The organism is Cyanobium sp. NIES-981, assembly GCF_900088535.1.
Classification (GTDB): domain Bacteria; phylum Cyanobacteriota; class Cyanobacteriia; order PCC-6307; family Cyanobiaceae; genus NIES-981.
Window position 1 is genome coordinate 1,915,367 of the sequence record NZ_LT578417.1, and the last position, 25,110, is coordinate 1,940,476.

24 protein-coding genes are annotated in these 25,110 nt (G+C 69.9%); 17 read left to right on the plus strand and 7 right to left on the minus strand.

What is annotated here, in order from left to right:
- Nucleotides 1-46: 46 nt before the first annotated feature.
- The 3 genes from gcvH to CBM981_RS09830 all read right to left on the minus strand — a co-directional run bounded on the left by gcvH (nucleotide 47) and on the right by CBM981_RS09830 (nucleotide 2,556).
- On the minus strand, nucleotides 47-436 hold the full coding sequence (gene gcvH, locus CBM981_RS09820) for a glycine cleavage system protein GcvH (RefSeq protein WP_087068258.1): 390 nt from the start codon (nucleotides 434-436) through the stop codon (nucleotides 47-49).
- A gap of 28 nt (nucleotides 437-464) precedes the next feature.
- Nucleotides 465-1,724, minus strand: a complete 1,260-nt coding sequence (locus tag CBM981_RS09825) for an aminotransferase class I/II-fold pyridoxal phosphate-dependent enzyme (RefSeq protein ID WP_087068259.1) — start codon at nucleotides 1,722-1,724, stop codon at nucleotides 465-467.
- A 73-nt stretch (nucleotides 1,725-1,797) separates the two neighbouring features.
- A complete protein-coding gene (locus tag CBM981_RS09830) occupies nucleotides 1,798-2,556 on the minus strand; it encodes a hypothetical protein (RefSeq protein ID WP_087069336.1) in 759 nt (252 codons plus the stop codon).
- Between the two features lie 100 nt (nucleotides 2,557-2,656).
- Here CBM981_RS09830 and CBM981_RS09835 point away from each other — a divergent pair, with 100 nt between their 5' ends.
- The 8 genes from CBM981_RS09835 (at nucleotide 2,657) to CBM981_RS09870 (ending at nucleotide 11,660) form a co-directional block, all read left to right on the plus strand.
- Nucleotides 2,657-3,634, plus strand: coding sequence for a fatty acid desaturase (locus CBM981_RS09835; RefSeq protein ID WP_087068260.1), 978 nt, complete (start codon nucleotides 2,657-2,659; stop codon nucleotides 3,632-3,634).
- A gap of 65 nt (nucleotides 3,635-3,699) precedes the next feature.
- Nucleotides 3,700-4,158 (plus strand): 50S ribosomal protein L9, encoded by a 459-nt coding sequence (gene rplI / locus CBM981_RS09840; RefSeq protein ID WP_087068261.1) that lies wholly within the window; start codon nucleotides 3,700-3,702, stop codon nucleotides 4,156-4,158.
- Nucleotides 4,159-4,366: 208 nt separating this feature from the next.
- Nucleotides 4,367-5,782: a replicative DNA helicase gene (dnaB, locus tag CBM981_RS09845; RefSeq protein ID WP_087068262.1), complete on the plus strand. Its 1,416-nt coding sequence runs from the start codon at nucleotides 4,367-4,369 to the stop codon at nucleotides 5,780-5,782.
- A 5-nt stretch (nucleotides 5,783-5,787) separates the two neighbouring features.
- On the plus strand, nucleotides 5,788-6,546 hold the full coding sequence (locus tag CBM981_RS09850; RefSeq protein WP_172820869.1) for a hypothetical protein: 759 nt from the start codon (nucleotides 5,788-5,790) through the stop codon (nucleotides 6,544-6,546).
- 104 nt (nucleotides 6,547-6,650) lie between these two features.
- The gene (gene mnmG, locus CBM981_RS09855; protein WP_087068264.1) at nucleotides 6,651-8,600 is read left to right on the plus strand and encodes a tRNA uridine-5-carboxymethylaminomethyl(34) synthesis enzyme MnmG; all 1,950 of its coding nucleotides are present in this window, start codon (nucleotides 6,651-6,653) and stop codon (nucleotides 8,598-8,600) included.
- A 71-nt stretch (nucleotides 8,601-8,671) separates the two neighbouring features.
- The gene (locus tag CBM981_RS09860) at nucleotides 8,672-9,784 is read left to right on the plus strand and encodes an S-(hydroxymethyl)glutathione dehydrogenase/class III alcohol dehydrogenase (protein WP_087068265.1); all 1,113 of its coding nucleotides are present in this window, start codon (nucleotides 8,672-8,674) and stop codon (nucleotides 9,782-9,784) included.
- 11 nt (nucleotides 9,785-9,795) lie between these two features.
- Nucleotides 9,796-10,707: an S-formylglutathione hydrolase gene (gene fghA / locus CBM981_RS09865; RefSeq protein ID WP_087068266.1), complete on the plus strand. Its 912-nt coding sequence runs from the start codon at nucleotides 9,796-9,798 to the stop codon at nucleotides 10,705-10,707.
- Between the two features lie 80 nt (nucleotides 10,708-10,787).
- On the plus strand, nucleotides 10,788-11,660 hold the full coding sequence (locus CBM981_RS09870; RefSeq protein WP_157665397.1) for a hypothetical protein: 873 nt from the start codon (nucleotides 10,788-10,790) through the stop codon (nucleotides 11,658-11,660).
- Here CBM981_RS09870 and CBM981_RS09875 read toward each other — a convergent pair.
- On the minus strand, nucleotides 11,644-12,738 hold the full coding sequence (locus CBM981_RS09875; RefSeq protein WP_157665398.1) for a glycosyltransferase family 4 protein: 1,095 nt from the start codon (nucleotides 12,736-12,738) through the stop codon (nucleotides 11,644-11,646). The two genes, CBM981_RS09870 and CBM981_RS09875, sit on opposite strands and share 17 nt — an antisense overlap.
- Before the next feature lie 56 nt (nucleotides 12,739-12,794).
- On the opposite strand from CBM981_RS09875, the gene CBM981_RS09880 reads away from it, so the two are divergent.
- Nucleotides 12,795-13,433, plus strand: coding sequence for a chorismate lyase (locus tag CBM981_RS09880; RefSeq protein WP_087068269.1), 639 nt, complete (start codon nucleotides 12,795-12,797; stop codon nucleotides 13,431-13,433).
- 84 nt (nucleotides 13,434-13,517) lie between these two features.
- Nucleotides 13,518-14,051, plus strand: coding sequence for a hypothetical protein (locus CBM981_RS09885; protein ID WP_197686650.1), 534 nt, complete (start codon nucleotides 13,518-13,520; stop codon nucleotides 14,049-14,051).
- Here CBM981_RS09885 and CBM981_RS09890 read toward each other — a convergent pair.
- The 3 genes from CBM981_RS09890 to CBM981_RS09895 all read right to left on the minus strand — a co-directional run bounded on the left by CBM981_RS09890 (nucleotide 13,991) and on the right by CBM981_RS09895 (nucleotide 15,978).
- Nucleotides 13,991-14,512, minus strand: coding sequence for a DUF1269 domain-containing protein (locus CBM981_RS09890; protein ID WP_087068270.1), 522 nt, complete (start codon nucleotides 14,510-14,512; stop codon nucleotides 13,991-13,993). The two genes, CBM981_RS09885 and CBM981_RS09890, sit on opposite strands and share 61 nt — an antisense overlap.
- Nucleotides 14,513-14,540: 28 nt before the next feature.
- Nucleotides 14,541-14,759: a hypothetical protein gene (locus CBM981_RS15905; RefSeq protein WP_172820870.1), complete on the minus strand. Its 219-nt coding sequence runs from the start codon at nucleotides 14,757-14,759 to the stop codon at nucleotides 14,541-14,543.
- Nucleotides 14,760-15,429: 670 nt separating this feature from the next.
- Entirely contained in the window at nucleotides 15,430-15,978 is a 549-nt protein-coding gene (locus CBM981_RS09895) for a SprT family zinc-dependent metalloprotease (RefSeq protein ID WP_087068271.1), read from the minus strand.
- A 56-nt stretch (nucleotides 15,979-16,034) separates the two neighbouring features.
- On the opposite strand from CBM981_RS09895, the gene CBM981_RS09900 reads away from it, so the two are divergent.
- The 7 genes from CBM981_RS09900 to CBM981_RS15335 all read left to right on the plus strand — a co-directional run bounded on the left by CBM981_RS09900 (nucleotide 16,035) and on the right by CBM981_RS15335 (nucleotide 25,025).
- Entirely contained in the window at nucleotides 16,035-16,454 is a 420-nt protein-coding gene (locus CBM981_RS09900) for a hypothetical protein (RefSeq protein ID WP_087068272.1), read from the plus strand.
- 28 nt (nucleotides 16,455-16,482) lie between these two features.
- On the plus strand, nucleotides 16,483-18,585 hold the full coding sequence (gene ligA, locus CBM981_RS09905) for an NAD-dependent DNA ligase LigA (protein WP_087069337.1): 2,103 nt from the start codon (nucleotides 16,483-16,485) through the stop codon (nucleotides 18,583-18,585).
- 82 nt (nucleotides 18,586-18,667) lie between these two features.
- Entirely contained in the window at nucleotides 18,668-20,242 is a 1,575-nt protein-coding gene (locus CBM981_RS09910) for a mechanosensitive ion channel family protein (protein ID WP_087069338.1), read from the plus strand.
- A 77-nt stretch (nucleotides 20,243-20,319) separates the two neighbouring features.
- Nucleotides 20,320-20,712, plus strand: a complete 393-nt coding sequence (gene mscL, locus CBM981_RS09915) for a large conductance mechanosensitive channel protein MscL (RefSeq protein WP_087068273.1) — start codon at nucleotides 20,320-20,322, stop codon at nucleotides 20,710-20,712.
- A gap of 147 nt (nucleotides 20,713-20,859) precedes the next feature.
- Nucleotides 20,860-22,341 (plus strand): DUF1254 domain-containing protein, encoded by a 1,482-nt coding sequence (locus CBM981_RS09920; protein ID WP_087069339.1) that lies wholly within the window; start codon nucleotides 20,860-20,862, stop codon nucleotides 22,339-22,341.
- A 40-nt stretch (nucleotides 22,342-22,381) separates the two neighbouring features.
- Nucleotides 22,382-23,632 (plus strand): NAD(P)/FAD-dependent oxidoreductase, encoded by a 1,251-nt coding sequence (locus CBM981_RS09925; protein WP_087068274.1) that lies wholly within the window; start codon nucleotides 22,382-22,384, stop codon nucleotides 23,630-23,632.
- 376 nt (nucleotides 23,633-24,008) lie between these two features.
- Nucleotides 24,009-25,025, plus strand: a complete 1,017-nt coding sequence (locus tag CBM981_RS15335; protein WP_157665399.1) for a hypothetical protein — start codon at nucleotides 24,009-24,011, stop codon at nucleotides 25,023-25,025.
- Nucleotides 25,026-25,110 lie beyond the last annotated feature (85 nt).

Below are 25,110 nucleotides of genomic sequence, written 5' to 3' on the forward strand. Positions count from 1 at the left end.
AGCGGACCATCCCCAAACAGATCTTCCCGTAGCAGATCTTCCACCGTCAGTGACCCTCCACCTTGGCGGCATAGGTCTCCGCGTCCATGAGGGCCTCCATCTGGGCCGGCTCGGCGGGACGCAGTCTCAGCAGCCAGCCCTCGCCGTAGGGATCGTTCTGGAGTTCCTCGGGGCTGGCGATCACGGCCTCGTTGCGGGCCTCCACCACGCCGGAGATGGGAGCCAGCAGGTCTTCCACCGCCTTCACCGATTCGATGCTGCCGCAGCTCTGCCCCTGGAGGAGCTCGGCACCCACCTCCGGCAGTTCCACGAACACGATGTCGCCCAGCTGGTCGATGGCGAAGGCGCTGAGGCCCAACCGCACGGTGTCGCCCTCGGGACGCAGGTACTCATGGCTGTCGGCGTAGCGACAGTCGCTGGGATAGGAGAGCGCCATCGCGACCGGGTGCACGGGAAGGTGCGGCTCAGTCTGGAGGACAGGCTCCGCTTTCGGCGAGGGCCGCCAGCGCCTTCTCCAGCGCCAGGCGGGCATGGGCCCGGTGGGTGCCCCCCTGGGCATAGAGCACGTAGGGCTCCCGCAGGGGGGCATCGGCCGAGAACTCGCTGGTGCTGCCGTCGATGAAGGTGCCGCCGGCCATCACCAGGGGACTGGCGTAGCCCGGCATGGGGGCCGGCACCGGATCGAGATAGGAGCCCACCGGGGAGCTGGCCTGGAAGGCGCGGCACACCGCCTTGAGCAGGTCGGGGGAGCCGAGGCGCACGGCCTGGATCACGTCACTGCGCGCGGCACCGGGCAGGGGGTGGGTGGCGAAGCCCAGATCCGTGAACACCTGGGCCACCAGTTCGCTGCAGATCAGGGCCTCGGCCACCATCTGGGGAGCCAGGAACAGCCCCTGGAACAGCAGCCGGTTGAGATCGAAGCTGGTGCCGCCCTCGGCGCCGATGCCCGGTGCCGTGAGGCGGCAGCAGGCCATCTCCACCAGGTCGGCGCGGCCGGCCACGTAGCCGCCGGTGGGGGCGATCGTGCCGCCGAGGTTCTTGATCAGGGAGCCGGCGATCAGATCCGCCCCCACGGCCGTGGGTTCCAGCTCCTGCACCAGCTCGCCGTAGCAGTTGTCCACGAACACCACGCAGCCGGGCTGGCGCCGGCGGATCCGCTCCACCAGATCGCCGATCTCGGCCACCGGCAGGGAGGGGCGCCAGCTGTAGCCGCAGCTGCGCTGAATCAGCACCATGCGGGCGGGGGCGGCCAGGGCGGCCTCCACCGCCTCCAGATCCACCCGGCCCGGCGGGGTGAGGGGAACCTCGTCGTAGGCGATGCCGAACTCGGCCAGGGAGCCCTGACCGCTGCCGCGCAGGCCGATCACCTCCTCGAGCGTGTCGTAGGGGCGACCCGTGATGGAGAGCAGCCGATCGCCCGGGCGCAGCACTCCGAACAGGGCGGCGGCGATGGCGTGGGTGCCGCTCACGAACTGCAGCCGCACGGCGGCAGCCTCGGCCTGGAGCACGCGGGCGAACACCCGATCGAGCACCTCCCGGCCCTGGTCGCCATGGCCGTAGCCGCTCACGGAGGCGAAGTGATGCACCCCCACCCGCTCGGCCGCCAGCGCCGCCAGCACCCGCGCAAGCCGCGGCTGCACCTGGGCGGTGTGGTGCTCGGCCGCGGCGGCGGTGCGGGCGGCGGCCGCTTCCACGCGCTCGGCGGCCCAACGGGCGGAGGTCATCGGCACATCCCGGCAGCCGCCATGGTGCCCGTGCCGGTTGCCATCCGGGCAGAGCCCGGGCGGCCGGCCCCGCTCACGGCTTGCACAGGCCTCCGAGCTCCGCCCGGATGGCGGCGGTGAACTCGTCGGGGGCGGTGCCGTCGGCTCCCCCGACCAGCTCCCGGGCCCGTCGGCGCAGCAGCTCGAGAAACTGGTCAGGCCCGAGCTGCTGCTCCTCCACCCCGCCGAGGGCGGCCAGGGTGCGGCGCAGCTCGGGCAACTCGGCCTCGAGTTCAGCGGCGGTGTAATCACTCTGGCCGGCCATCACCGCCGCGAAGCGCTCGCGGCGCTGGCGCCTGTTCACCGGGTAGGCGGCGAGCACCTGCTCCCGGCAGAGGCGCCAGGGCCGACCGGCGGTGAGCAACGCAGCCAGGGCCTCGCTGAGGGCCCGCGACTCGACGTCGCCGATGCGCAGGTCGAAGGCGGGGGGCGGGGGGCGCAGGCCCACGAACACCTCCAGCAGCTCGCCCGGGCCGAGGACCGGCTCTCCGGGGGCCTGCACCGGCAGTGCCGAGGCCTCCAGGTCGGCCAGCAGGGCCGGGTGGTCGGCGAGCTTGCGGCGCAGCGCGTCGGAGAGCACGCCCTCGACCACCTCAGCGGCGAGCAGGCGGTTGATGCGGCCCAGGGCGAGGAACACCTCGGGCCCCGGAGAGGCCAGCTTGCCGTTGCGGAGCATCGAGAGCTGGGAGTTGTGCACGCGCCCCAGGTCGAGCGCCTCCGCCAGGGCGGGGAGCACCCGGTGGCTCCAGCCGTTGCGGCCGTGCCAGACCCGGATCAGGTGGGCGAAGGCCACCCGCCCAGCCGCGAGATCGTCCCGATAACCCACAGAACCGTCTGCTCGATCTTGATTCGTATTGCTACCATCGTAGCGATTGATCAGGAGTCGGTCCGTTATGACCGCAACAGCACCAGCCAGGACCCGGCCCCGTCAAGGGACCCGAGCCACCCGCCAGCCGGCCTTCGTCAACAGCGGCGCCGAGGGCAGCCGTCGCGCCGCCGCCCTGCACCTGCCCCGGGCCGGCGAACCCCTGCCCACCATCAAGCGGGGCACCCGCTGGGGCACGATCGGCTTCATGGTGGCCATCCACGTGCTCAGCCTGGTGGCGCTGCTGCCCCAGTTCTGGAGCGTGCAGGCCGTGGCCACCTTCCTCATCCTCTACTGGGTGACCGCCTGCCTGGGGGTGACCCTGGGCTATCACCGGATGCTCAGCCACCGCGCCTTCCGCGTGCCCCGCTGGCTGGAGCGCTTCTTCACCACCTGCGGCGCCCTCAGCTGCCAGCACGGCCCGATCGACTGGGTGGGCCTGCACCGCCATCACCACAAATTCTCCGACACCGAGGTGGATCACCACAGCAGCCTGCGGGGCTTCTGGTGGAGCCACATGGGCTGGATGTTCCACACCATTCCGGCCATGGCGGCGGTGCCCCGCCTCACCGGCGACCTGGCCCGCGATCCCTACTACCGCTGGCTGAACAACTGGTTCCTGGTGCTGCAGCTGCCCCTGGCCGGCCTGCTGTTCTGGATCGGCACCGTCACCGGCGCCGGCGGCTGGGCCCTGGTGCTCTGGGGCATCCCGCTGCGCCTGGTGGTGGTGTACCACTGCACCTGGCTGGTGAACTCCGCCACCCACTGCTGGGGCCGCGTGGCCCACGACAGCGGCGACCAGTCGCGCAACAACCCCTGGGTGGCCGCGCTCACCTTCGGTGAGGGCTGGCACAACAACCACCACGCCTTCCCCCATTCGGCGCGCCAGGGCTTCGGCCGCCAGATCGACCTCACCTGGCAGCACATCCGCCTGATGCGCAAGCTCGGCCTGGCCAGCCAGGTGCGGCTGCCGGCCGCGGCGGCCCTGCGCAACCTCCGCCGCTGATTCGGCCTGAGCCCGTCACGTAGGCTGGCCGATCGGCCCGCGATTCAGACCCCCCGTAGTTCCCCATGGCCAAGCGCGTTCAAGTCGTACTCAGCGAAGACGTCCTCAGCCTGGGCAAGGACGGTGATCTGGTGGAGGTGGCGCCGGGCTACGCCCGCAACTTCCTCCTCCCCACCGGCAAGGCGGTGCCCCTCACCCCCGCGGTGCTGCGGCAGGTGGAGGCCCGCCGCGCCAAGGAGGCCGAGCGCCAGGCCGCCCTGCGGGCCGAGGCCGAGGCCTTCCGCACCGCCCTGGCCACCATCGGCCGCTTCACCGTGAAGAAGCAGACCGGCGGCGATGACGTGCTGTTCGGCACCGTGACCAACGGCGATGTGGCCGAGGCGATCGAAGCCGCCACCAAGAAGGACGTGGATCGCCGCGACATCCTCGTGCCCGAGATCCATCGCACCGGCTCCTACCGCGTGCAGGTGAAGCTCCACCCGGAGGTGGTGGCCGAGATCAACCTCGAAGTGGTGAGCCACTGAACCCGGCAGCTGCCGGATTGAGCGCCCCCATCCCAGCCCGACCCCCTCGGCCTGAGCGCGGCGGGGGTGGGGTTTCCCTTTGGATCGCTGTCGCCGGGGCTGTCGGCCCGGCATCGGCGTCCGGCTGGCCTTGCCGCCAGAATGGCGGACCACCCCCGTCAGCCCCGGCCGGGCTGCCGGCCCCAGCCAGCGAGCGAGCCGTGCAGCAATGGTGAGCGTGCCTGTCAGCAACCGCGATGCCGATGGCGACGGCGCCCGCCCGGGCCCGAGGCGGGCGCGGCTGCGGGAGGAGGCCAGCTTCGAGGCCCTGCCCGATTCGGTGCCGCCCCAGAACCTGGAGGCGGAGGAGGCGGTGCTGGGCGGCGTGCTGCTCGATCCCGACGCCATCGGCCGGGTGGCGGATGTGCTGCGGCCGGAGGCCTTCTACCTGAGCGCCCACCGGGAGATCTACCGCACCGCCCTGATGCTGCACAGCCAGGGCAAGCCCACCGACCTCACCGCCATGACCGCCTGGCTGGCGGACACCGGCCTGCTGGAGAAGGTGGGCGGCAGCGGCCGGCTGGTGGAGCTGGTGGAGCGCACGATCTCCACCGCCTCGATCGACCAGGTGGCCCGCCTGGTGATGGACAAGTTCCTGCGGCGCCAGCTGATCCGCTCCGGCAACGAGGTGATCCAGCTCGGCTTCGACCAGAGCAAGCCGATGGAGCAGGTGCTGGATGAGGCCGAGCAGAAGATCTTCGCCATCAGCCAGGAGAAGCCCAGCCAGGGCCTCACCCCCACGGCCGAGATCCTCACCAGCACCTTCAACGAGATCGAGAGCCGCTCGCTCGGCACCTCGGTGGCCGGCATCCCGATGAACTTCTACGACCTGGATGCCATCACCCAGGGGCTGCAGCGCAGCGACCTGATCATCGTGGCCGGCCGGCCGGCGATGGGGAAGACCTCGATCGTGCTCAACATCGCCAAGAACGTGGCCCAGCTGCACCAGCTGCCGGTGTGCGTGTTCTCCCTGGAGATGAGCAAGGAGCAGCTCACCTACCGGCTGCTGGCCATGGAGGTGGGCATCGAGAGCGGCCGCCTGCGCACCGGCCGGCTGCAGCAGGAGGAATGGCCCCTGCTGGGCCAGGGCATCAACAGCCTCGGCCAGCTGCCCCTGTTCATCGACGACAAGCCCAACGCCGGCGTGCTGGAGATGCGCTCGCTCTGCCGCCGGCTGATGGCCGAAAGCGGCAAGGAGCTGGGGCTGATCGTGATCGACTACCTGCAGCTGATGGAGGGCTCCACCCCGGACAACCGGGTGCAGGAACTCTCCCGCATCACCCGGGGCCTCAAGGGCATGGCCCGCGAGCTGAACGTGCCCGTGATGGCCCTCTCCCAGCTCAGCCGGGGGGTGGAATCGCGCACCAACAAGCGGCCGATGCTGAGCGATCTGCGGGAATCGGGCTCGATCGAGCAGGACGCCGATCTGGTGCTGATGATCTACCGCGACGAGTACTACAACCCCGAGACGCCCGACCGCGGCATCACCGAGGTGATCGTGACCAAGCACCGCAACGGTCCGGTGGGCACGGTGAAGCTGCTGTTCGAGCCCCAGTTCACCCGCTTCCGCAACCTGGCGGCCTGATGCCGGTGCCGGTGCCAATGCCGGTGTTCACCGTGTTCAGCGGACGCACCTACGCGCCGGTGTACGTGGAGCGGCTGCAGCGGATGCTGGCGCGCCACCTGCCGGAGCCCCACCGGCTCACCGTGCTCTGTGACGCGGCCAACCGGCCGGCCATGGCCAGCCTGGGGCAGCCCCACCGCTGCCTGGAGGAGCGGGGCCTGCAGGGCTTCTGCAGCAAGATCCAGCTGTTCAACCCGGCCCTCACCGGCACCGAGCCGTTCCTCTACTTCGACATCACCCTGGTGGTGCGCGCCAGCCTGGCGCCGCTGCTGCGGGCGGCGGCGGCCGAGCCGGCACCGGTGATCGGGGTGCGCGACTGGAACTACCCCACCCTCAACTCCTGCCTGATGCAGCTGCGGCCCGGCGACGCCACGGCCCGGGTGTGGCAGGCCTATCTGGAGGGGGAAGACCACGGCACCCCCGGGCCCAACCAGAACTTCATCTTCCGGGTGCTGCGGCAGCACGCCCCCGGGGCCCTGGCCTTCTGGCCCGAGGGGCTGGTGGCCTCCTACCGGGGCCTGCGCAAACGGGCCCGCCGCGATGACGCCGCCGCCGAACGGGCCCGCCAGGCGGCGTGTGTGCTCAAGTTCCATGGCCGGCCCCGGCCCCATGAGGTGCTGCGTCCCTGGCGCCACCCCACCCAGACGGTGCTGAAGAACCCTGGGCGGCCGGACCTGTGGGCCTACCTGGCCGGAGACATCACCGAGCACTGGCTGCTGAGCTGAGCCCGCTTTGCCGGGTGCTGCCTGCCCGGGCCCGAGAACCTCCCCCTGCCGGCGCCCGCCATACTCGGGATCAGGCTGATCCTTACCTTCCACCCGAGCCGGCGATGTACGTGTCCCCCACCGAATCCTTCGACGTGATCGTCGTGGGGGGCGGCCATGCGGGCTGCGAGGCGGCCCTCACGGCGGCGCGGCTGGGGCTCTCCACGGCCCTGTTCAGCCTCAACCTCGACCGCATCGCCTGGCAGCCCTGCAACCCGGCCGTGGGCGGCCCGGCGAAGAGCCAGCTGGTGCACGAAGTGGATGCCCTCGGCGGGGTGATCGGCCGCCTGGCCGATGCCACGGCCCTGCAGAAGCGGGTGCTCAACGCCAGCCGCGGCCCGGCGGTGTGGGCCCTGCGCGCCCAGACCGACAAGCGCCAGTACAGCCGCCAGATGCTGCAGCTGCTGCAGCACACCCCCAACCTGGCCCTGCGCGAGGCGATGGTGACGGGGCTGGAGGTGGAACTGGAGCATCCCGCTGAAGCGGAGGGGCACGGGGCGATCGGCCGGATCACCGGCGTGCGCACCTACTTCGGCAGCGTCTATGCCGCGCCGGCCGTGATCCTCACCACCGGCACCTTCCTGGGGGGCCAGATCTGGGTGGGCCATCAATCGATGGCGGCCGGGCGGGCCGGCGAGCAGGCGGCCGAAGGGCTCACCGAAGCCCTGGAGGCCCTGGGGTTTGCCATGGGACGCCTCAAGACCGGCACTCCGGCGCGGGTGGACCGGCGCAGCATCGCCCTCGATCAGCTCGAGGAGCAGCCCAGCGATGCGCACGAGCGCTACTTCTCCTTCGATCCCGCCAGCTGGGTGAGCGGTGAGCCGATGAGCTGCCACATCACCCGCACCACGGCGGCCACCCACCAGCTGATCAAAGACAACCTCCATCTCACGCCGATCTATGGCGGCGTGATCGACAGCAAGGGGCCCCGCTACTGCCCCTCGATCGAAGACAAGATCGTGCGCTTCGCCGACAAGGAGAGCCACCAGATCTTCCTGGAGCCCGAGGGGCGCGACACCCCCGAGATCTACGTGCAGGGCTTCTCCACGGGGCTGCCGGAGCGGCTGCAGCTGGAGCTGCTGCGCACCCTGCCGGGCCTGGAGCAGTGCGTGATGCTGCGCCCCGCCTACGCCGTGGACTACGACTACCTGCCGGCCACCCAGCTCAAACCCTCGCTGGAGACCAAGCGCATCGCCGGGCTGTTCAGCGCCGGCCAGCTCAACGGCACCACCGGCTACGAGGAGGCCGCCGCCCAGGGGCTGGTGGCGGGACTCAACGCCGCCCGCCAGCTGCGGGGCCAGGCACCGGTGCACTTCCCCAGGGAGACCAGCTACATCGGCACCATGGTCGACGACCTGATCACCAAAGACCTGCGGGAGCCCTACCGGGTGCTCACCAGCCGCAGCGAATACCGGCTGGTGCTGCGGGGCGATAACGCCGACCGGCGCCTCACCCCCCTGGGCCGGGAGCTGGGGCTGATCGATGAACGCCGCTGGCAGATCTACACCGCCAAGCAGGAGGAGATCGAAGCCGAGAAGCGGCGGCTGGCCGCGGTGCGCCTCAAGGCGAGCGATCCTGCGGCCGCCGCGGTGGAGGCCGAGACAGGGGCGGCCATCAAGGGCTCCATCACCCTGGCCGATCTGCTGCGCCGCCCCGGATTCCACAGCACCGATCTGGTGCGCCACGGCCTGGCCGCGGCCGATCTTCCCCTCGATGTGCGCGAGGGGGCCGAGATCGACATCAAGTACAGCGGCTACCTGGCCCGCCAGCAGCAGCAGATCGACCAGGTGCGAAAGCAGGCCGACCGGCCCCTGCCGGCCGGTCTCGACTACGCCGCCATCGCCACCCTCTCCCACGAGGCCCGCGAGAAACTGGCCGCCGTGCAGCCCCACACCCTCGGGCAGGCCTCACGGGTGCCGGGGGTGAGCCCGGCGGACATCACGGCGCTGATGCTGTGGCTGGAGCTGAGGAAGCGCCGCGCCGCCCAACCGCTGACGGCCACCGAATCCGGCTGATTGCAGTGCAGCGGCCGTTGTGGTCAGCCGCTCCCCGCCGCGCTCAGGATGAGGGCAGCCGCCCTGAGCCGATGATCCGCAGCCGTGCCGCCGTGGCGTGGGGCCCGGGCCAGCCCCTGGAGATCACCGAGGTGGATGTGGCCCCGCCGCGCGCCGGTGAGGTGCTGCTGCGGCTGGTGGCCACGGGCGTGTGCCACACCGACGCCTACACCCTCTCGGGCGCCGATCCCGAGGGCCTGTTCCCGGCGATCCTCGGCCACGAGGGCGGCGCCGTCGTGGAGGCGGTGGGCGAGGGGGTGAGCTCGGTGGCGGTGGGGGACCACGTGATCCCCCTCTACACACCGGAATGCCGCCGGTGCACGTTCTGCCTCTCGGGCAAGACGAACCTCTGCCAGGCGATCCGCACCACCCAGGGCCAGGGCCTGATGCCGGATGGCACCAGCCGCTTCTCCAGGGACGGGCGGATGATCCACCACTACATGGGCACCTCCACCTTCTCGGAGTACACGGTGCTGCCCGAGATCGCCGTGGCGAAGATCAGCAAGGAGGCGCCGCTGGAGAAGGTGTGCCTGCTGGGCTGCGGGGTCACCACCGGCATCGGCGCCGTGCTCAACACCGCCAGGGTGGAACCGGGCAGCACCGTGGCCGTGTTCGGCCTGGGGGGGATCGGCCTGGCCGTGGTGATCGGCGCGGTGATGGCGGGAGCCTCGCGGATCATCGGCATCGACCTCAACCCGGCCAAGTTCGCCATCGCCGAACAGCTGGGCGCCACCGAGTGCATCAATCCACGGGAGCACGAGGCGCCGATCCAGCAGGTGCTGATCGACCGCACCGACGGCGGCGTGGACTACTCCTTCGAATGCATCGGCAACGTGGAGGTGATGCGGGCCGCCCTGGAGGCCTGCCACAAGGGCTGGGGCGAATCCACGATCATCGGCGTGGCGGGCGCCGGCCAGGAGATCAGCACCCGGCCGTTCCAGCTGGTGACCGGCCGGGTGTGGCGGGGCTCCGCCTTCGGCGGCGTGCGCGGCCGCACCGAGCTGCCCGGCTACGTGGAGCGGGCCCAGCGGGGTGAGATCCCCCTCGACACCTTCATCACCCACACCATGGGGCTCGAGGAGATCAACCGGGCCTTTGAGCTGATGCACGAAGGCCAGAGCATTCGCAGCGTGATCCACTTCTGAGGCCCGGCCCCGTGACCCAGCTCGAACTGCTCAGCGACAGCCGCTGCTTCGGTGGCTCCCAGCGCCGTTACCGCCACCAGTCCGGGGAGCTGGCCTGCTCGATGGTGTTCGGGGTGTTTCTGCCGCCGGCCGCCCTGCAGGGTGCGCGGGTGCCGGCGGTGTACTGGCTCTCGGGGCTCACCTGCACCGACGAGAACATGGCCCAGAAGGCCGGCGCCCAGCGGCGGGCCGCCGAGCTGGGCCTGGCCCTGGTGCTGCCCGACACCAGCCCCCGCGGAGCCGAGGTGCCCGGCGACCCCGACGGCGGCTGGGACTTCGGCCTCGGCGCCGGCTTCTACGTGGACGCCACCGCATCCCCCTGGTGCCGGCACTACCGGATGCACACCTATGTGGTGGAGGAACTGCCCCAGCTGGCGGAGGCGGCGCTGCCCCTCACGCAACGGCGCAGCATCTGCGGCCACTCGATGGGTGGCCACGGCGCCCTGGTGGCGACCCTGCGCCATCCCGGCCGCTACTGCGCCGTCTCCGCCTTCGCCCCGATCGCCCATCCCGCCGCCTGCCCCTGGGGACAGAAAGCCTTCGGCCATCTGCTCGGGCCGGATCGCACCACCTGGCAGGGCTGGGATGCCACGGCCCTGCTACGGGAGGGGCGGCGGGCGATCGGCCCGGATGGTGGCTCCCCCCTGCCGATCCTGGTGGATCAGGGCACGGCCGATCCCTTCCTGCGCAGCCAGCTCCACCCTGAAGCCCTCGCCGAGGCCGCTGCTGCCGTGGGCCAGCCGCTGGATCTGCGCCTGCAGGAGGGCTACGACCACAGCTACTTCGGCATCGCCAGCTTCATCGACGACCACCTCGAGCGGCATGCCAGCGCCCTGAAGGAGCCGGAGCCGGAGCCGGAGCCGGCACGGCCGGTCCGGGGCTGAGCAGCCTGGTGGCGGGACACTGCTCGTCATTTCGGAAAGATGAAGGTAAGGTTGGCGCCTCGCTGTTGTGGAGGGCTGCCGTGGCACCGGTTCGGGGCATACCCACCTCCCGCGCCTACTGGGAACTTCGCGCCGAACAGGTGATGAACAGGGTGTTCTCGCCGGACGCCGTCGTGGATGTGGAGATCTGCGAAACTCCGCCGCCGCTGCCCGCCAGCAGCCCGGCAAGCCCAGCCAGCCGGATCGCGGAATCGCCGATTCCTGCCCCCGCCAGACCTCCCAGCCGTGAACGGCCCCGCGCCCGGCAGCAGCACACCGGGGCGTCGCCCCTCTCACCCTCGCTGATTCTGGCCAGTGTCAGCGTCACGGTGACCCTGCTGTCCGGCCTCGGGCTGATCGGGCTCAATGTCTGGAACCAGAGCCAGCAGGCGATCCGCCAGGAGCGCAACATGCTGATGATCGAGCGGCTCCGGAGCATGGGTCCTGCCGCAGCGGAAGCACCGACCACCCAGGCCGCCACCCTCCCGGCCGGGGTGGATGCCGCCTCAGCCGCCGATGGCGGCCTGCCACCCCCGCCTCCCGCCGAGCCCTGGATGGAGGAGCTGGCCACCCTGCCGGCCAGCACCGCACCACCGGCCAATGTGCTGAAGGTTCCCATGAGCAGCCGGGTGGCCAGTCCCGCGCCGGCAGCATCCGGCGCTGGCCGTTCCGTCGGCACCGGTCCCCGGCCCGGCGGCTCCGGCGGCGGAGACGCCCCCCAGCTGGTGGGCGTGGTGCAGGCCCAGGGCCATGGCGGTTCGGCCATCTTCCAGATCGGCAATGCCTCCACCAGCGCCGCGGTGGGGGAGGCGATCGGCAGCTCGGGCTGGCGGTTGCGCTCGGCCCAGGGCGACTCCGCCGTGATCGAGCGCGGCGGTGAACAGCGCCGGGTGAGCATCAGCGGCAACGGCTGATGCCGCCCGCCAGCAAGGCCTGGTACACCCCGTTGATCGCTTCGGCCTCGTTCTGAAGGGAGTTCCGGGTCAGGGCCCGCTGCCGGGCCCTCTGGCCCATGGCCGCCAGCTCCGCCGGGTGATCGAGCATCCAGATGAGTTCCTGGGTGAGCGAAGCCGCACTGCCGGTGGCGAAGCGACGGCCAACGGCGCCATCAATCAGTTCCGGCCACACCCCTTCCTGGGAGGTGAGCACGGCGCAGCCGCAGGCCATCGCCTCCAGAGGCGTCAGGCCGAAGCCCTCCCGGCGCGAGGCCGCCACGCAAAGCCTGGTGCGGCGGTAGCAGTCCCGCACCGTCCTGCGGTCGAGATCACCGAGGAAGAGAATCCGCCCGCCCAGCCCCGCCGCCGCAATCCGCTGCCGCAACCGCTCCAGGTAGGGCAGGTCCGCCGGACGCGCCAATCCGGTGAAGAAGGCTCCGTAGCGGGGGCGGTCGGGCAGGGCAGCGATCAAGGCCTCCACCACCAGATCGGTGCCCTTGCTGGGGCGTATGCGGCCGAAGCAGCCGATCAGATCGAGGCCAGCGCCCTGGCGGCCCGAGAGCAGGGGGGCCAGCGCCGGGGGCGCCCCATCCGGGCTGACATCCGGGCTGAAGAATGCCGTGTCCACGCCGTGATGGATCGTGGCCGTCACGCAGCCGGGCGGCAGGAAGGCGGCCGAACGCTCCGATGTGGCAATCACCGCGTCGCAGCGTTGGATCAGCCAGCCCAGGACGGGGCCGGGTGGTTTCGGCGCGGCGGAGGTGAACAGCACCCGCCAGGGCTGGCGCAGCACCGAACGCAGCAGCACCCCCAGCAGGATCTCCAGATCGCGTCGCGCGTGCCACACCCGCCAGCGCTGCCCGGGCGGTGGACTCCAGCCCTGCAGCACCAGATCCCACCAGCCCATGGCGGGCGCCAGGCCCAGCCGTCCGGTGTCGAGCAGGCCGATCGCCAGAGTGCGGCGCTGCAGCGGCAGGAGGGAGCACACCGTGGCCGACACCCCCGTGTAGCGGCGATGCAGGTTGGCCACCACCACCGCTGGGAGCACCTGGGTCATGGCCGCGGCGACCCTCCGGCGATTTCTAGGGTACTGATCCTGGGTGAAGGAGTCCGATGCCGGTGGTTGCCCCCGCTCCATCGCCGACGCTGCTGTGGCAGACCGCCCTGGTGCAGGGGGCTCTGCGCCAGGGCTGCTGCGGGCAGCTCACCGGCCCCTGGCGGCTGCTGCTGCTGGGTGACGGCAGTCCGACCCGCCATCTGGAATCCCTCACGGGTCTGCCGGTGGAGATCGAACTGGTGGCCATGGGCCCGCAACAGCCGGGGGACGGAGCCTCGCCGCCCGCGGAAGTGGAGGAGCTGGCGGAGCCCCTGATCCGGCGCCAGGTGTGGCTCCGTTGCGGTCCCCACACCCTGGCCTGGGCCGAGAGCTGGTGGAATCAGGTGCGCGCCGAGGAACATCTGCAGCGGCGTGACCAGCCGATCTGGCGCAGCCTCACCAGCAACCGCGCCGAGCTGTTCCGGGAGGTGGACGGCCTCGGCCAGGTGGAAGCCCCCTGGCTGAGTGATCGTTTCGGGCAGTCCGGGCCGTTCTGGAGCCGCCACTACCGCTTCTTCCGGGGCGGTCTGCCGCTCACCGTGATCCGCGAGGTGTTCTCCCCCGAGCTGGAACGGTGGCTGGGGCCGGCCGTGCTCTCCCGGGCGGCAGCGCCGCAGACCGCCCCATCTCAACATGTCAATTTGCAAAGACGGTAACAAGTTGCTACCGCGCAGACTTGACGGATTGACGGTGGCAGGTGCGTCTCGATCATGGAGGCCATGTCAACGCCCACTGCCCCCATGGCCCAGTCCTCCCACCTCCACCGGGGTTCCCCTCCCGAGACCGACTGGCTGAGCCTCACCGAACTCGGCCGGCTCTACGGCATCTCCGCCGTTCTGTGCGGGCGCCAGCTCAGCGGCGCAGGACTGCGTCAGAGCCACGGCGCCCCCACCCCCTACGCCCTGAGCCATGGCCTGGCCCTGCTGGCGCACCCGCGGGCCCACCACCGAAGCGCCCTGTGGAACCGCCAGGCCTGCGGCGTGGTTCTGGAGCAGCAGGGTCTGCAGCCGGTGGCCCAGAACCGGCTGGTGCAACTGTGGGCCGATCTGCTGGAAGCCCTGCTGAGCGATTCCAGCGCGATCAGCACCTCCGCCGAGGAAATGGCGGCAGAGGTTCCGAGCGAGCTGGTGGGTTCGGTGAACCAGGAGCTGCGCTTGCGCGGCAGCGGCTTCCTGGTGGCCAGCCCGCGGCGGCGCAGCCAGCCGGGCCGCAGTCAGCCGAGCCGCAAGGCCTCCGCCTGCTGGCGGGCACGCTCCAGCATGTCCCGCAGCTGATCCTCGTCCGTATGGCTGAGGTTGGTGCGCAGCAGCCTGGCGTGGGGGGCATGGGAGCGCAGGCGCTCGATCACCCGGTCCGGGGTGGCCTCCCGCACCAGCAGGCAGAGCGCGGCCGTTCCCTGCGGCAGGGTCTCGCCAAGCTCCCGCATGAAGCCGTCGTTGATGCCGATGTCGGAGAGGGAGCCGGAAGCCGCTCCCACGCCGGCCCCCACGGCGGCCCCCAGCAGGGGATTGAGGAAGAGCAGGCCAACCAGGGTGCCCCAGAAGCCCCCGCCGAGGGCTCCGGCGGCGGTGAGGTTGAGGGCTTGGCGCAGATGCACCTGGCCCTCGGCGTCGTGCTCCACCACGACGGCATCCTCGAGGGCGATCAGCTGCTCGCGCTGGATGTCGACCAGTTCGCGCCGCACGGCCTCCGCTTCCTCCGCTTTGGGGAAGCCCACCACCACCAGGCTGCTCATGTCAGGGATGCAGAGAGTCTCAAGCTAATCAGCGCGGGCGGCGCCGGCTGGAGCGGGGCATCGGCCGTGGGCTGGCGCCGGCCCCGCGCTCCGGAGCGGAGGCCCCTGCCGGGCCTGGGCGCCCCTGGTCCGGGCGGCTCGGGGTTTCGGCAGACGACGGCCTGGCGTCACTGGAACGGCGCCAACGGGGCAGGGTGAAGCTGTCCTCCTCCGGCCATTCCTCTCCACCGGCACCAGCACCGTCCACGGGCTCAGAAGCGGGCCGGCGGGGGGGGCCAGGCCCTGATCCCGGGCCCCGCCGCGGGACCCGCCGCCGCCACCTCGGCGCGAGCGGGCCTCGAGGGGGCGCCGGGGGGAAGGGGAAGGGGATGGGGCCGCTGCCGCTGCGGGGTCGCTGCGGCGCGTGGGCCCGCGCTCGGCGCGCGCCGGCGGCTCCTCCCAGGACTCACGCCAGTCGTCCTCGTCGTCCAGGATCCAGTCGAGCTTGCCCTCCACCCACCGGCCGAGGTCATTGAGGCGGGGCAGCCCCCCGGCGCCACGGCCCCCCGAGGCACGCGAGCCCGGGCGAGCCCCGGAGACCCCATCCACCAGCTGGCGCCCAGCCGAAACCCAGCGATCGAGATCGCCGCGCACGCCTTCCCCGCGGCCCCCCTGGACACGCGGGGAGGGGGGTCGCCGCCAGCCCCGCAGCGCGTCGTCACCACCGGCCGCTGATGATGGGGACCTGGACCAGGGCTCTCGCATGGGGCCATGCCGTTGCGGCCACGCTATCGAGCCAGGGCTCAGGGCGGCAGGACGCCGCGGCGCCGACGGGCGAGCCAGCGCTCCCGGCTCAGACCCACCAGCGCGATGCTGACCCCGGCGATCTGCAGGGTCCAGAGGAACACACCCACGCCCAGGTTGCAGGGGCGCTGACCTTAGGCGGCCCGGTGGAAGTGGAGCTGACAGCTGGCGTCCCAGCGGCCGCCATGGTGGCGCTCGCAGCAGGCCCGGCAGGCCAGGCCGCGGACGCGGCGGCGGTAGGGCGCGGTGATGCCGCAGAGCGGACAGCGGGCGATCCAGCGGCTGGCGGGCGTGGCTCCCCCGGGCAGCGGGTAGCGATGGCGCAGGCTCACCGCGAAGCCATCCTGGGCCGCATTGATGGCCGCCATCCGCGCGCGGAAGTGGGGGCCGTGCACCTCCGGCACCTGCAGCACCCGGTCGACCCAGGCGTGGATCATCTCGTGGCAGAGGGTGCTGAGCAGGGCCTCGCGGGGCAGGGGGTCCAGCAGGGGCCGCGACAGCACGATCTCGCAGAGGGCGCTGCCGTCGGCGCGGCGGCCCCGGCGGTAGAGGCCGGCCGTGCGGCGCATGCGGCCATCGCTCCAGCGCAGATCCACCAGCGGCGTGCCGTGCGGAGCCAGGCTGGCGTCGAAATGCTCCCGGTTCAACCGGTGGAACAGGGGCAGCAGGGGCTCGAGCGGCACGCCGGGGGGCCTGGTCAGTCAGACTCTGGGGTCATTCAACACAGTTTCACCGGCCTATGGACTGGGCTCTGACCCGCGAGATCGGCAGCAAGGCCCTCCTGGCCGGTGCCGGAGCCCTGCTCCTCTACTGGACGTACACGGCGGTGAAGCTGGTGCTCAGCGCCCGGGGCATCAACCCGCTGATCAAACAGTTCTTCACCCAGGTGGCCAGCGGCCAGGTGGACGGGGCCTACCTGCTCACCACGAAGAACTACCGCACCCACGTGAACCGCAAGCAGTTCATCCAGTACCTGGCCGGCCTCAGGCTCAACAAGTACCGCAACCTCAAATCCGGCCGGCCGCGGCTGCAGGAGGGCCAGCTGATCCTCACGGTGAAGCTGCTCACCGAAGCCAAGGAGGAACTGCCGCTCGACTTCACCTTCGTGAAGGTGGAGGACCAGTGGCGCATCGACCGGATCCGCACGGTGGGCGCCTGAGGCCAGCGTGGCGGGAGCCCCTGAGCCCATCGCGGCGCGCGTGGCTGAACTGAGCCGGCTGCTCACCCACGCCGCCCACGCCTACTACGTGCTGGATGCTCCGGTGATGGAGGATCCGGTCTACGACCGGCTCTACCGGGAACTGCTGGAGCTCGAGCAGGCCTACCCCGAGCTGATCCGGCCCGACAGTCCCACCCAGCGGGTGGGGGGCAGCCCGGCCGAGGGCTTCCGCAGCGTGGAGCACCGCATCGGGCTGCTCAGCCTCGACAACGCCTTCTCCACCGAGGAGCTGGAGGCCTGGTACGCCCGGCTGCTGAAGGTGCTCGACCGCACCCCCGCCGCCGGCGAACCGTTGCCGGCGCTGCCGATGGTGGGGGAGCTCAAGATCGACGGCAACGCCCTGGCCCTCAGCTACCGGGACGGCCTGCTGGAACGGGCCGCCACCCGCGGCGACGGCGAACGGGGCGAGGAGATCACCGCCAACGTGCGCACGATCCAGAGCGTGCCGCTGCGGCTGCAACTGGGCCACCCTCCCGCCTGGGTGGAGGTGCGCGGCGAGGCCCTGATTCCCGATGGCACCTTTGCCGCCATCAATGCCGAGCGCCAGGGCCGCGGCGAGCCGGCCTTCGCCAACCCGCGCAATGCCTGCGCCGGCACCCTGCGCCAGCTCGATCCCCAGGTGGTGGCGGATCGCCGGCTGGATTTCTTCGCCTACACCCTGCACCTGCCGGACGACTGGCAGCCCGGACCGGACGATCCGCCCCGGCCGGCCAGCCAATGGGAAAGCCTGGCCTGGCTGCGGGCCGCGGGCTTCAAGGTGAATCCCAACGCCGAGCTGCTGGACGATCTGGCCGCGGTGGAGGCCTTCTTCGCCCGCTGGGAGCCGGACCGCCGCCAGCTCCCCTATGCCACCGACGGCGTGGTGGTGAAGCTCGACGATCTGCGCCTGCAGGCCGACGCCGGCTTCACCCAGAAGGCGCCCCGCTGGGCCATCGCCCTCAAGTACGCCGCCGAGGAGGCCCCCAGCCGCCTGCTGCGGCTGAGCTGCCAGGTGGGCCGCACCGGCGTGGTGACCCCGGTGGCGGAATTCGAACCGGTGCCCCTGGCCGGCACCAGCGTGAGCCGGGCCACCCTGCACAACGCCGACCGGCTCGCGGAGCTGAATCTGCACGCCGGCGACACGATCGTGGTGCGCAAGGCCGGCGAGATCATCCCGGAGGTGGTGCGGGTGCTGCCGGAGCTGCGGCCTGCCGGGGCCCTGCCGCTGCAGCTGCCCCCCACCTGCCCGGAGTGCGGCTCGGAGCTGGTGCGGGAGGCCGGCGAGGCGGCCACCCGCTGTGTGAACAGCAGCTGCCCGGCGATCCTGCGCGGCGCCCTGCGCCACTGGGTGAGCAAGGGGGCCCTGGATGTGGACGGCGCCGGCAGCAAGCTGATCGAGCAGCTGGTGGACCGGGGCCTGGTGCGCTCGATCGCCGACCTCTACCGGCTCGATGCCGCCCTGCTGGCCAGCCTGGAGCGGATGGGGGAGAAGTCGGCGGCCAACCTGGTGGCGGCCCTGGCCGCCTCGAAGGGGCAACCGTGGCACCGCCAGCTCTACGGCCTCGGCATCCACCACGTGGGCGAGGTGAACGCCAAAGCCCTCGCCAGGGCGTTTCCAGGCGCGGCGGAGCTGGCGGCGGCGGCCGCCGAGGCGCCCGAGCGGATCACCGCGGTGTTCGGCATCGGCGACGAGATCGCCCAGAGCCTGCAGCAGTGGTTTGCCACCGCGGCCAACCAGGGCCTGCTGCGGCAGCTGGAGCGGGAAGGCTTCTCCCTGGCCGCGGGCGCGGCGGAGCGGGCTGCCGGCCAGGGCGCCGGTGGAGCCGGCGATTCCGGCGACGCCGCCCCTCTGGCGGGCCGCACCTTCGTGCTCACGGGCACGCTGCCCAGCCTCAGCCGTCGCCAGGCCCAGGACCTGATCGAGGCCGCCGGTGGCAAGGTCACCGCTTCGGTGAGCAAGAAGACCAGCTATGTGGTGGCCGGCGCCGAGGCCGGCAGCAAGCTCACCAAGGCCGAGAGCCTGGGGGTGCCGGTGCTGGATGAAGAGGGTCTGCTGGCTCTGCTGGAGCAGGGGAAGCCGGCCTCGGCATGAGGCGGCCTGGTTCCCCTCCCTAACCTGGGCCCACTGCCGAGATGCCATGAGAGCGCGGGCCTGGCTGGCGGGGCTGGTCACCATGACCCTGCTCGTGCTGGGAACCCCCACGGGATGGTCCGCCCTGGGTCCCGCCCTGGCCCAGGAGGGGGGAGAGGGAGCCCTGGCGGGCCAGGCCACGCCAGCACCGATCGTGCTCGATGGCCGCACCCTGTTCAGCCTCTGGCCGTCGCGCAATCTCTCGGCAGCGCAGCGCAGCAGCACGGTGAACAGCCGGCTGGAGGAGGCCGTGGCCGCAGGACGGCCCGTGAGCGTTCAGGTGGGCGAGGTCAACCATCTGCCGGTGCTGCGCCTCAACGACCGCACCCTGGTCACGGTCACCGAGCGGGACGTGCCGGAGGGCCTGGAGGCACGGGAGCAGGCCGAGCAGTGGCAGGGCCAGCTGCAGCAGGCCATCGCCCGAGCGCGGCAGGAGCGCAGCCCGGAACACGTGGCGCGCATGCTGCCGCGGGTGCTGGCGATCCTGCTGGGGGCCCTGGGGCTCCACATCCTGCTGCTGCGGCTGTGGCGGCGGTGGTGCCCGAAGGCGCTGGCCCCCCTGCCCACCGAGGGGGAGCGCAGTGACCGCTCCAATCGTTTTCTGCTGCGCAGCACCCTGTTGCTGCTGCAGACCGTGGTGTGGCTGGGGGCCACTGCCCTGGTGATGGACCTGTTCCCCCTCAGCCGCCGCCTCAGCGCCGGCGTGCTGGAGGCCACCCGCCGCTGGTTGAGCGCCCCGTTCCTGCCCCTGGGCTCCCGCAGCTATTCGCTGCAGGACGTGGTGGTGCTGGTGCTGCTGTTCGTGGCCCTGGCCCAGGCGGTGGGGATGCTGCAGAGCCTGCTGCGCCGGCGGGTGCTGCGCTACACGGGCATGAGTGAGGGGGGCCAGGAGGCGGTGGCCTTCGTGGCCCGCTACGGGCTGCTGCTGGTGGGCACCCTGGTGCTGCTGCAGCTCTGGGGCCTCGATCTCACCTCCCTCACCCTCTTCGCCAGCGTGCTCGGGGTGGGGGTGGGCCTGGGGCTGCAGGGGATCAGCAAGAACTTCCTCAGCGGCCTGATCATCATTTTCGAGCGCCCCATCCAGGTGGGCGACTTCGTGGAGATCGGCGATCTGCAGGGCAGTGTCCAGAGTCTGGGACTGCGCAGCACCAAGGTCACCACGCTGGACCGGGTCACGATCATCGTGCCGAACTCCGAATTTCTGGAGTCGCGGGTGATCAACTGGAGCCATGGCAGCCCGGTGTCACGGCTGCAGGTGCCGGTGGGCGTGGCCTACGGCTCCGACACCGCCGCCGTGCGCGAGGCCCTGATCGCCGCCTGCCGGGACAATCCGGCCGTGCTGAAGGCGCCACCACCGCGGGTGTACTTCAGCAGCTTCGGCGACAGTGCCCTCAACTTCACCCTGCTGGTGTGGACGCGGGAACCGAAGCGCCAGTACGAGACCGTGAGCGACCTCAACTTCCGGATCGAGGCGCTGCTCAGGGAACGCGGCATCACGGTGCCCTTCCCCCAGCGGGATCTCCACCTGAACCACGGCAACCTGCAGATCCGTCTGCCGCCCGCGGTCGAAGCCGGTCTTCAGGCCCTGGTGGAGCGGCAGCAGCCCCCGGAACCCTGAGCCTTACGAAACCCGGCCCTGGTGTTGCCTGGCGCACCTGGGTCACTAGGTTTCCAGGAGTCACTCCCTGCATCTCCATGCCCTCCCGCCGCCCGGGCCTGCTGGCCGACTTCAAGGCCTTCATCAACAAGGGCAATGTGGTGGATCTGGCCGTGGCGGTGGTGATCGGCGGCGCCTTCGGCAAGGTGGTGGACGCCGTGGTGACGCTGGTGATGACCAGCCTGCTGGAGCCGGCCCTGAAGGCCGCCCAGGTGGAGTCGATCCAGGCCTGGCCGGCCGGGGCCGTGCTCGTGGCGCTGATCAACTTCCTGGTGATCGCCTTCGTGGTGTTCCTGATCGTGCGGGCGATCGAGGCGGCCAAGCGCAAGGAAACCGCCAAGGCCGAGGCAGAGGCCGCTCCCGACACCCAGGCCCAGCTGGCCTCGGCGGTGACCCGCCTGGTGGAGGCGCTGGATCGCCGCGGGCTGTAGAGGCCCAGAGCCGGCGAGCCGTTGACGTTCAGATCGCGATCCCGTTCCTAGCGTCCGGGGGCTGGCCTGACCGATCGCATCGTTTTGTCCCACCGCGCTCTTCGGCCGAGGCTTCTGGCCTTCACCCTGGCGGCCTTGGCCGCTGCCATGGCCGAGGTCCAGGGGCAGACCATGAAGACCGGCAGGCCCGCCCAGCCGACCTACACGCCGGATTTGCCGGCCAGGATCACCACACCGGACACGGTGAAGACCCGCGTCGGCACCCTGCGCTTCCGGGACGGCGCTCCCGATCCGGCCACGGTGCAGCTTGCCTACGACCAGATCGATTTCAGCCGGGGGATGGCCGCCTTCGTGCGAGGCATGTCGGCCACCTCGGTGTACGCCATCTGCCGCGGCCTGGAGGAGGCGGGCGTGAAGCCCAACGGCGGCATCGGCATCACCGAGCAGCTGATGGATGCGCGCTCGCTGTTCCTCACGCCCAACACCACCACGGTGTACGTGCTGCAGTGCGTGAATCTCCACGACGGGCCGATGGTGGTGCGGGTGCCGCCGCGGGCGCTCGGCCCAGTGGATGACGCCGATTTCCGCTGGGTGACGGACGTGGGCGTGACCGGGCCCGACAAGGGCGCCGGCGGCGACTATCTGTTCGTGCCACCGGGGTACACGGGAACCCTGCCCCAGCAGGGCTTCCACATCGCGAAGCCGCGCACCAACCGGCTGGTGGTGTTCTACCGGGTGTTCGTGGAGCAGGGTGATCTGGCCGCGGCGACGGCTCAGGTGAAGGCGAAGGCCGCGGTGTTCCCCCTGGCGGAGGCGGCGACCCCCCCGGCGGGGGCGTTCGTGAACCTCTCGGGCGTGCGGTTCAACACGATCAGCGCCAACGATTTCAGCTTCTACGAGGAGCTCAACGCCGTGGTGCAGAACGAGCCGGCCGACTGGGTGGACCCCGACACGGTGGGGCTGTACGCATCGATCGGGATCCGCAAGGGCCAGCCGTTCGCGCCCGCCCCGCGCCTGAAGGCCACGCTCACGGAAGCCGTGGCCGTGGGCAACGCCTACGCCCGCGCCAATGCCTTCGCGTCGCGCGATCCCCGCACCCGGATCTTCAAGGAGAGGCAATGGACCACGCCGTTCGTGGGGGGGAGCTACCAGTTCCTTTCGGGAGCGGAGCGTCTGCTGGATGCGAGAGCGCAGTTCTTCTATCTGGCCACCGGCATCACGCCCGCCATGAGCGACGCGAAGCCGGGTACGGGCTCGGCCTATGCCCTCACCGTGCGCGATGGGGACGGCCGCTATCTCGATGGGGGCCGCACCTATGCGCTCACCCTGCCGGGGCCGATTCCGGCCAGGAACTTCTGGGCCCTCACGGTGTACGACAACCAGACGCGCTCGCTGCTGCCCACCGACCAGAAGGCGGCGGGCATCGACAGCCTGCTGCCAGGCCTGAAGACCAATGCCGATGGCGGCGCCACGGTGTGGTTCGGCCCCAAGCCGCCGCCGGGCCAGGAGGCGAACTGGGTGCAGACGATGCCGGGCAAGGGCTACAACCTGATCCTGCGGCTCTACGGGCCGCTGGAGCCCTGGTTCAACCAGACCTGGCAACCCGGCGATCTGGAGCTGCAGGGGTGATGACCCCAGCCACCGGTCTCACCCCCCTCTGACCCACGCCATGCCCACGCAGCGGATCCTGGTGCTGGGGGGCGGCTTCGCGGGGCTCTGGAGTGCGCTCGGCGCTGCCCGCCAGCTCAGGCAGCTGGGCATCGGGCCGGAGACAGCCCGGGTGAGCCTGGTGAACCGCGATGCCTTCCACGCGATCCGGGTGCGCAACTACGAGCCCGACCTCCGGGGCCTGCGGGTGCCCCTGGATGAGCTGCTGCCCCCCGTGGGGGTGGAGCGGATCAAGGCGGAGGTGGTGGGCCTCGACCCCGCCGCCCACACCGTGGCGGTGGCCACCGCCACCGGGCGCGACCATCTGCCCTACGACCGGTTGGTGGTGGCCCTCGGCAGCCAGGTGGTCAAGCCACCGCTGAAGGGCCTGGCGGAGCACGGCTTCGATGTGGACACCTACGGCGCCGCGCTGCGGCTCGAGCGCCATCTACGCTCCCTGCCCCGGCGCCCCGCCGCCGACGGCCGGTTCACGGTGGTGGTGGTGGGGGCCGGCCTCACCGGCATCGAGGTGGCGGCGGAGATGCCGGCACGGCTGCAGGCGCTGATCCAGAAGAGTCCGGCGGCGCAGCCGGCGCGGGTGCTCCTGCTCGACCACAGCCCGCGGCTGGGCTCCGACATGGGCGACGGCGCCCGGCCGTGGATCGCAGCGGCCCTTGCGGCGCTGGGGGTCGAGACGCGCCTGGGTGTGGAGGTGGCGGCGATCGACCCCTCCGGACTGCTCCTTGCCGGCGGTGAGCGCATCGCCGCCGCCACGGTGGTGTGGTGCGCCGGCATGCGCGCCAACCCGCTCACTGGCTGCCTGCCGGTGCAGCGCGACAACCTCGGCCGCCTGCCGGTGGATGCCTTCCTGCGGGTGGAGGGGGTGGAGCATGTGTTCGCGGCCGGCGATGCGGCCCGGGCCCCGCTGGATCCGCCGCACACCTCGGTGCCTTCGTGCCAGCACGCCCGGCCCATGGGCCGTTTCGCTGGACACAACGCCGTCTGCGATCTGTTCGACAAGCCGATGTTGCCTCTGCACATCCCCTGGTATGTGACGGTGCTGGATCTGGGAAGCCAGGGAGCGCTCTACACCGAAGGCTGGGATCGCCAGGTGGTGGCCAGCGGCGAAGCGGCCAAGCGCACCAAGATGCTGATCAACCGCCAGCGGATCTACCCGCCGCGCAGCGGACGGCCCGACGACCTGCTGGCGGCCGCAGCACCGGAGGTTCAGCCGCCACCGGCACGGCAGGGGAAGGAGTGTGACGGGCAGTGATCCGGTGCGCAGGGGCAGCCCAGCATCCACTCCGGCCGCAACCGTCCCGCTGGTCGACCGACAGCAGGTGAGCCACCCCGACCAAGGCCGAACGGATGAAATCAGGGCCAGGTTGGGTTACACAGCTCAGCCTCAGTGTGTAGCCTTCTGACCACTTGGTTCTCGGACCCGTGAACCAAGCAACCTTCTTTACCCTTGGAACCAGAAGCCCATGGCAGAGCTGGCTTCTCAAGCTATTCATTCCTCTGTCCCCTGTGGTTATCGGAAAGGAGATGGCCGACGACCGTGGTTCACGGAACACTCCAATGAGTAGTTGGACGGACTGGGCGGAGTGGGGTAAAATCTCGAAATAGATTTCCAGATGCAACCTGATCATATGACAAGTCCGGAGGATGATCTTCCTACTTCAATTGTAAGGAACGATGCCGGAAAACTTGCTTCGCTTGACGATCTAAAGGCACTTCTATATGAGTTCAATGCCAAACCCGATACGGAAACCAGGCTACTTGGCGCCAAACGGTATTTGACACTTGCCGACTTGAGATCAATAAATGATAGGATTCTAGCGAAGCTTCAAAATTATGATAATATTACAAGTTCATCAATAAATTTCATAATGTCTAATAAGTCCATTAAGGACTATTCGACCTGGGATGAGTTTGAAAGGGAGAACTGGGATACGGTCAATAGCACAGTCCAAGCGGTAACTATAAAATGGGACATGCGCATTCAGTTGCCTCAGTTCAAAAATCGCCAGAGGCACTCCTTAAGATGCCGAATCGGGAGAGAAGTCGCTCCAAAGGATATATTTCAGCTAATGATGACAACCGATGATGTCATCGAGATTATGGAGGCTCAGTCTCCTTGCATCGTCAAGGTTGACTTTGTTAACGATGTTTTAGCAAACGAGCTACTAAATATAGTTGAGCAATGGTATCAAGGATTGGCCTCCATCCCTGAGAGGTCGAGCATAGGCACGTTTCTTATATCTAGGGGTAAGCGCGTGAGCGAGATTCTTCGTATGCTTTTGCCAATCAGCCTTCTCATGATAGCGAGGCAATACTTCGATCTGTATGAGCCACTTCTTGGTAGCGAAAGTCACGATAATATTCACGCTATGATCGATATAGGCATCATTCTGACGTCAGTCTTTGTGATCGGCACGTACTTTGGACGAAAACTCGAAAGGTTCATTGACTCTCGAATCGACAAGCTTGAAAGATATCCAGTCTTCTCAATATCAAAGGGAGACAAGAATGCCGTTGATGGGCATCAAGTCAATAATAGATCTCTATCGTCAGAAATCATTGGCAGAGTAGGGTGGATTTTGTTTGGTCTATTGGTTACGTCTACTGCAAAGGTTATTTGGAGCAAAGTGAGTACAACGCTTTAGATACAGGCACTGTATTGTAATTGTGACCGTACAATGAAATTAGTGCTAGCGCTCGTCCAACACCAAGATCCAGCGGACGGGCGCT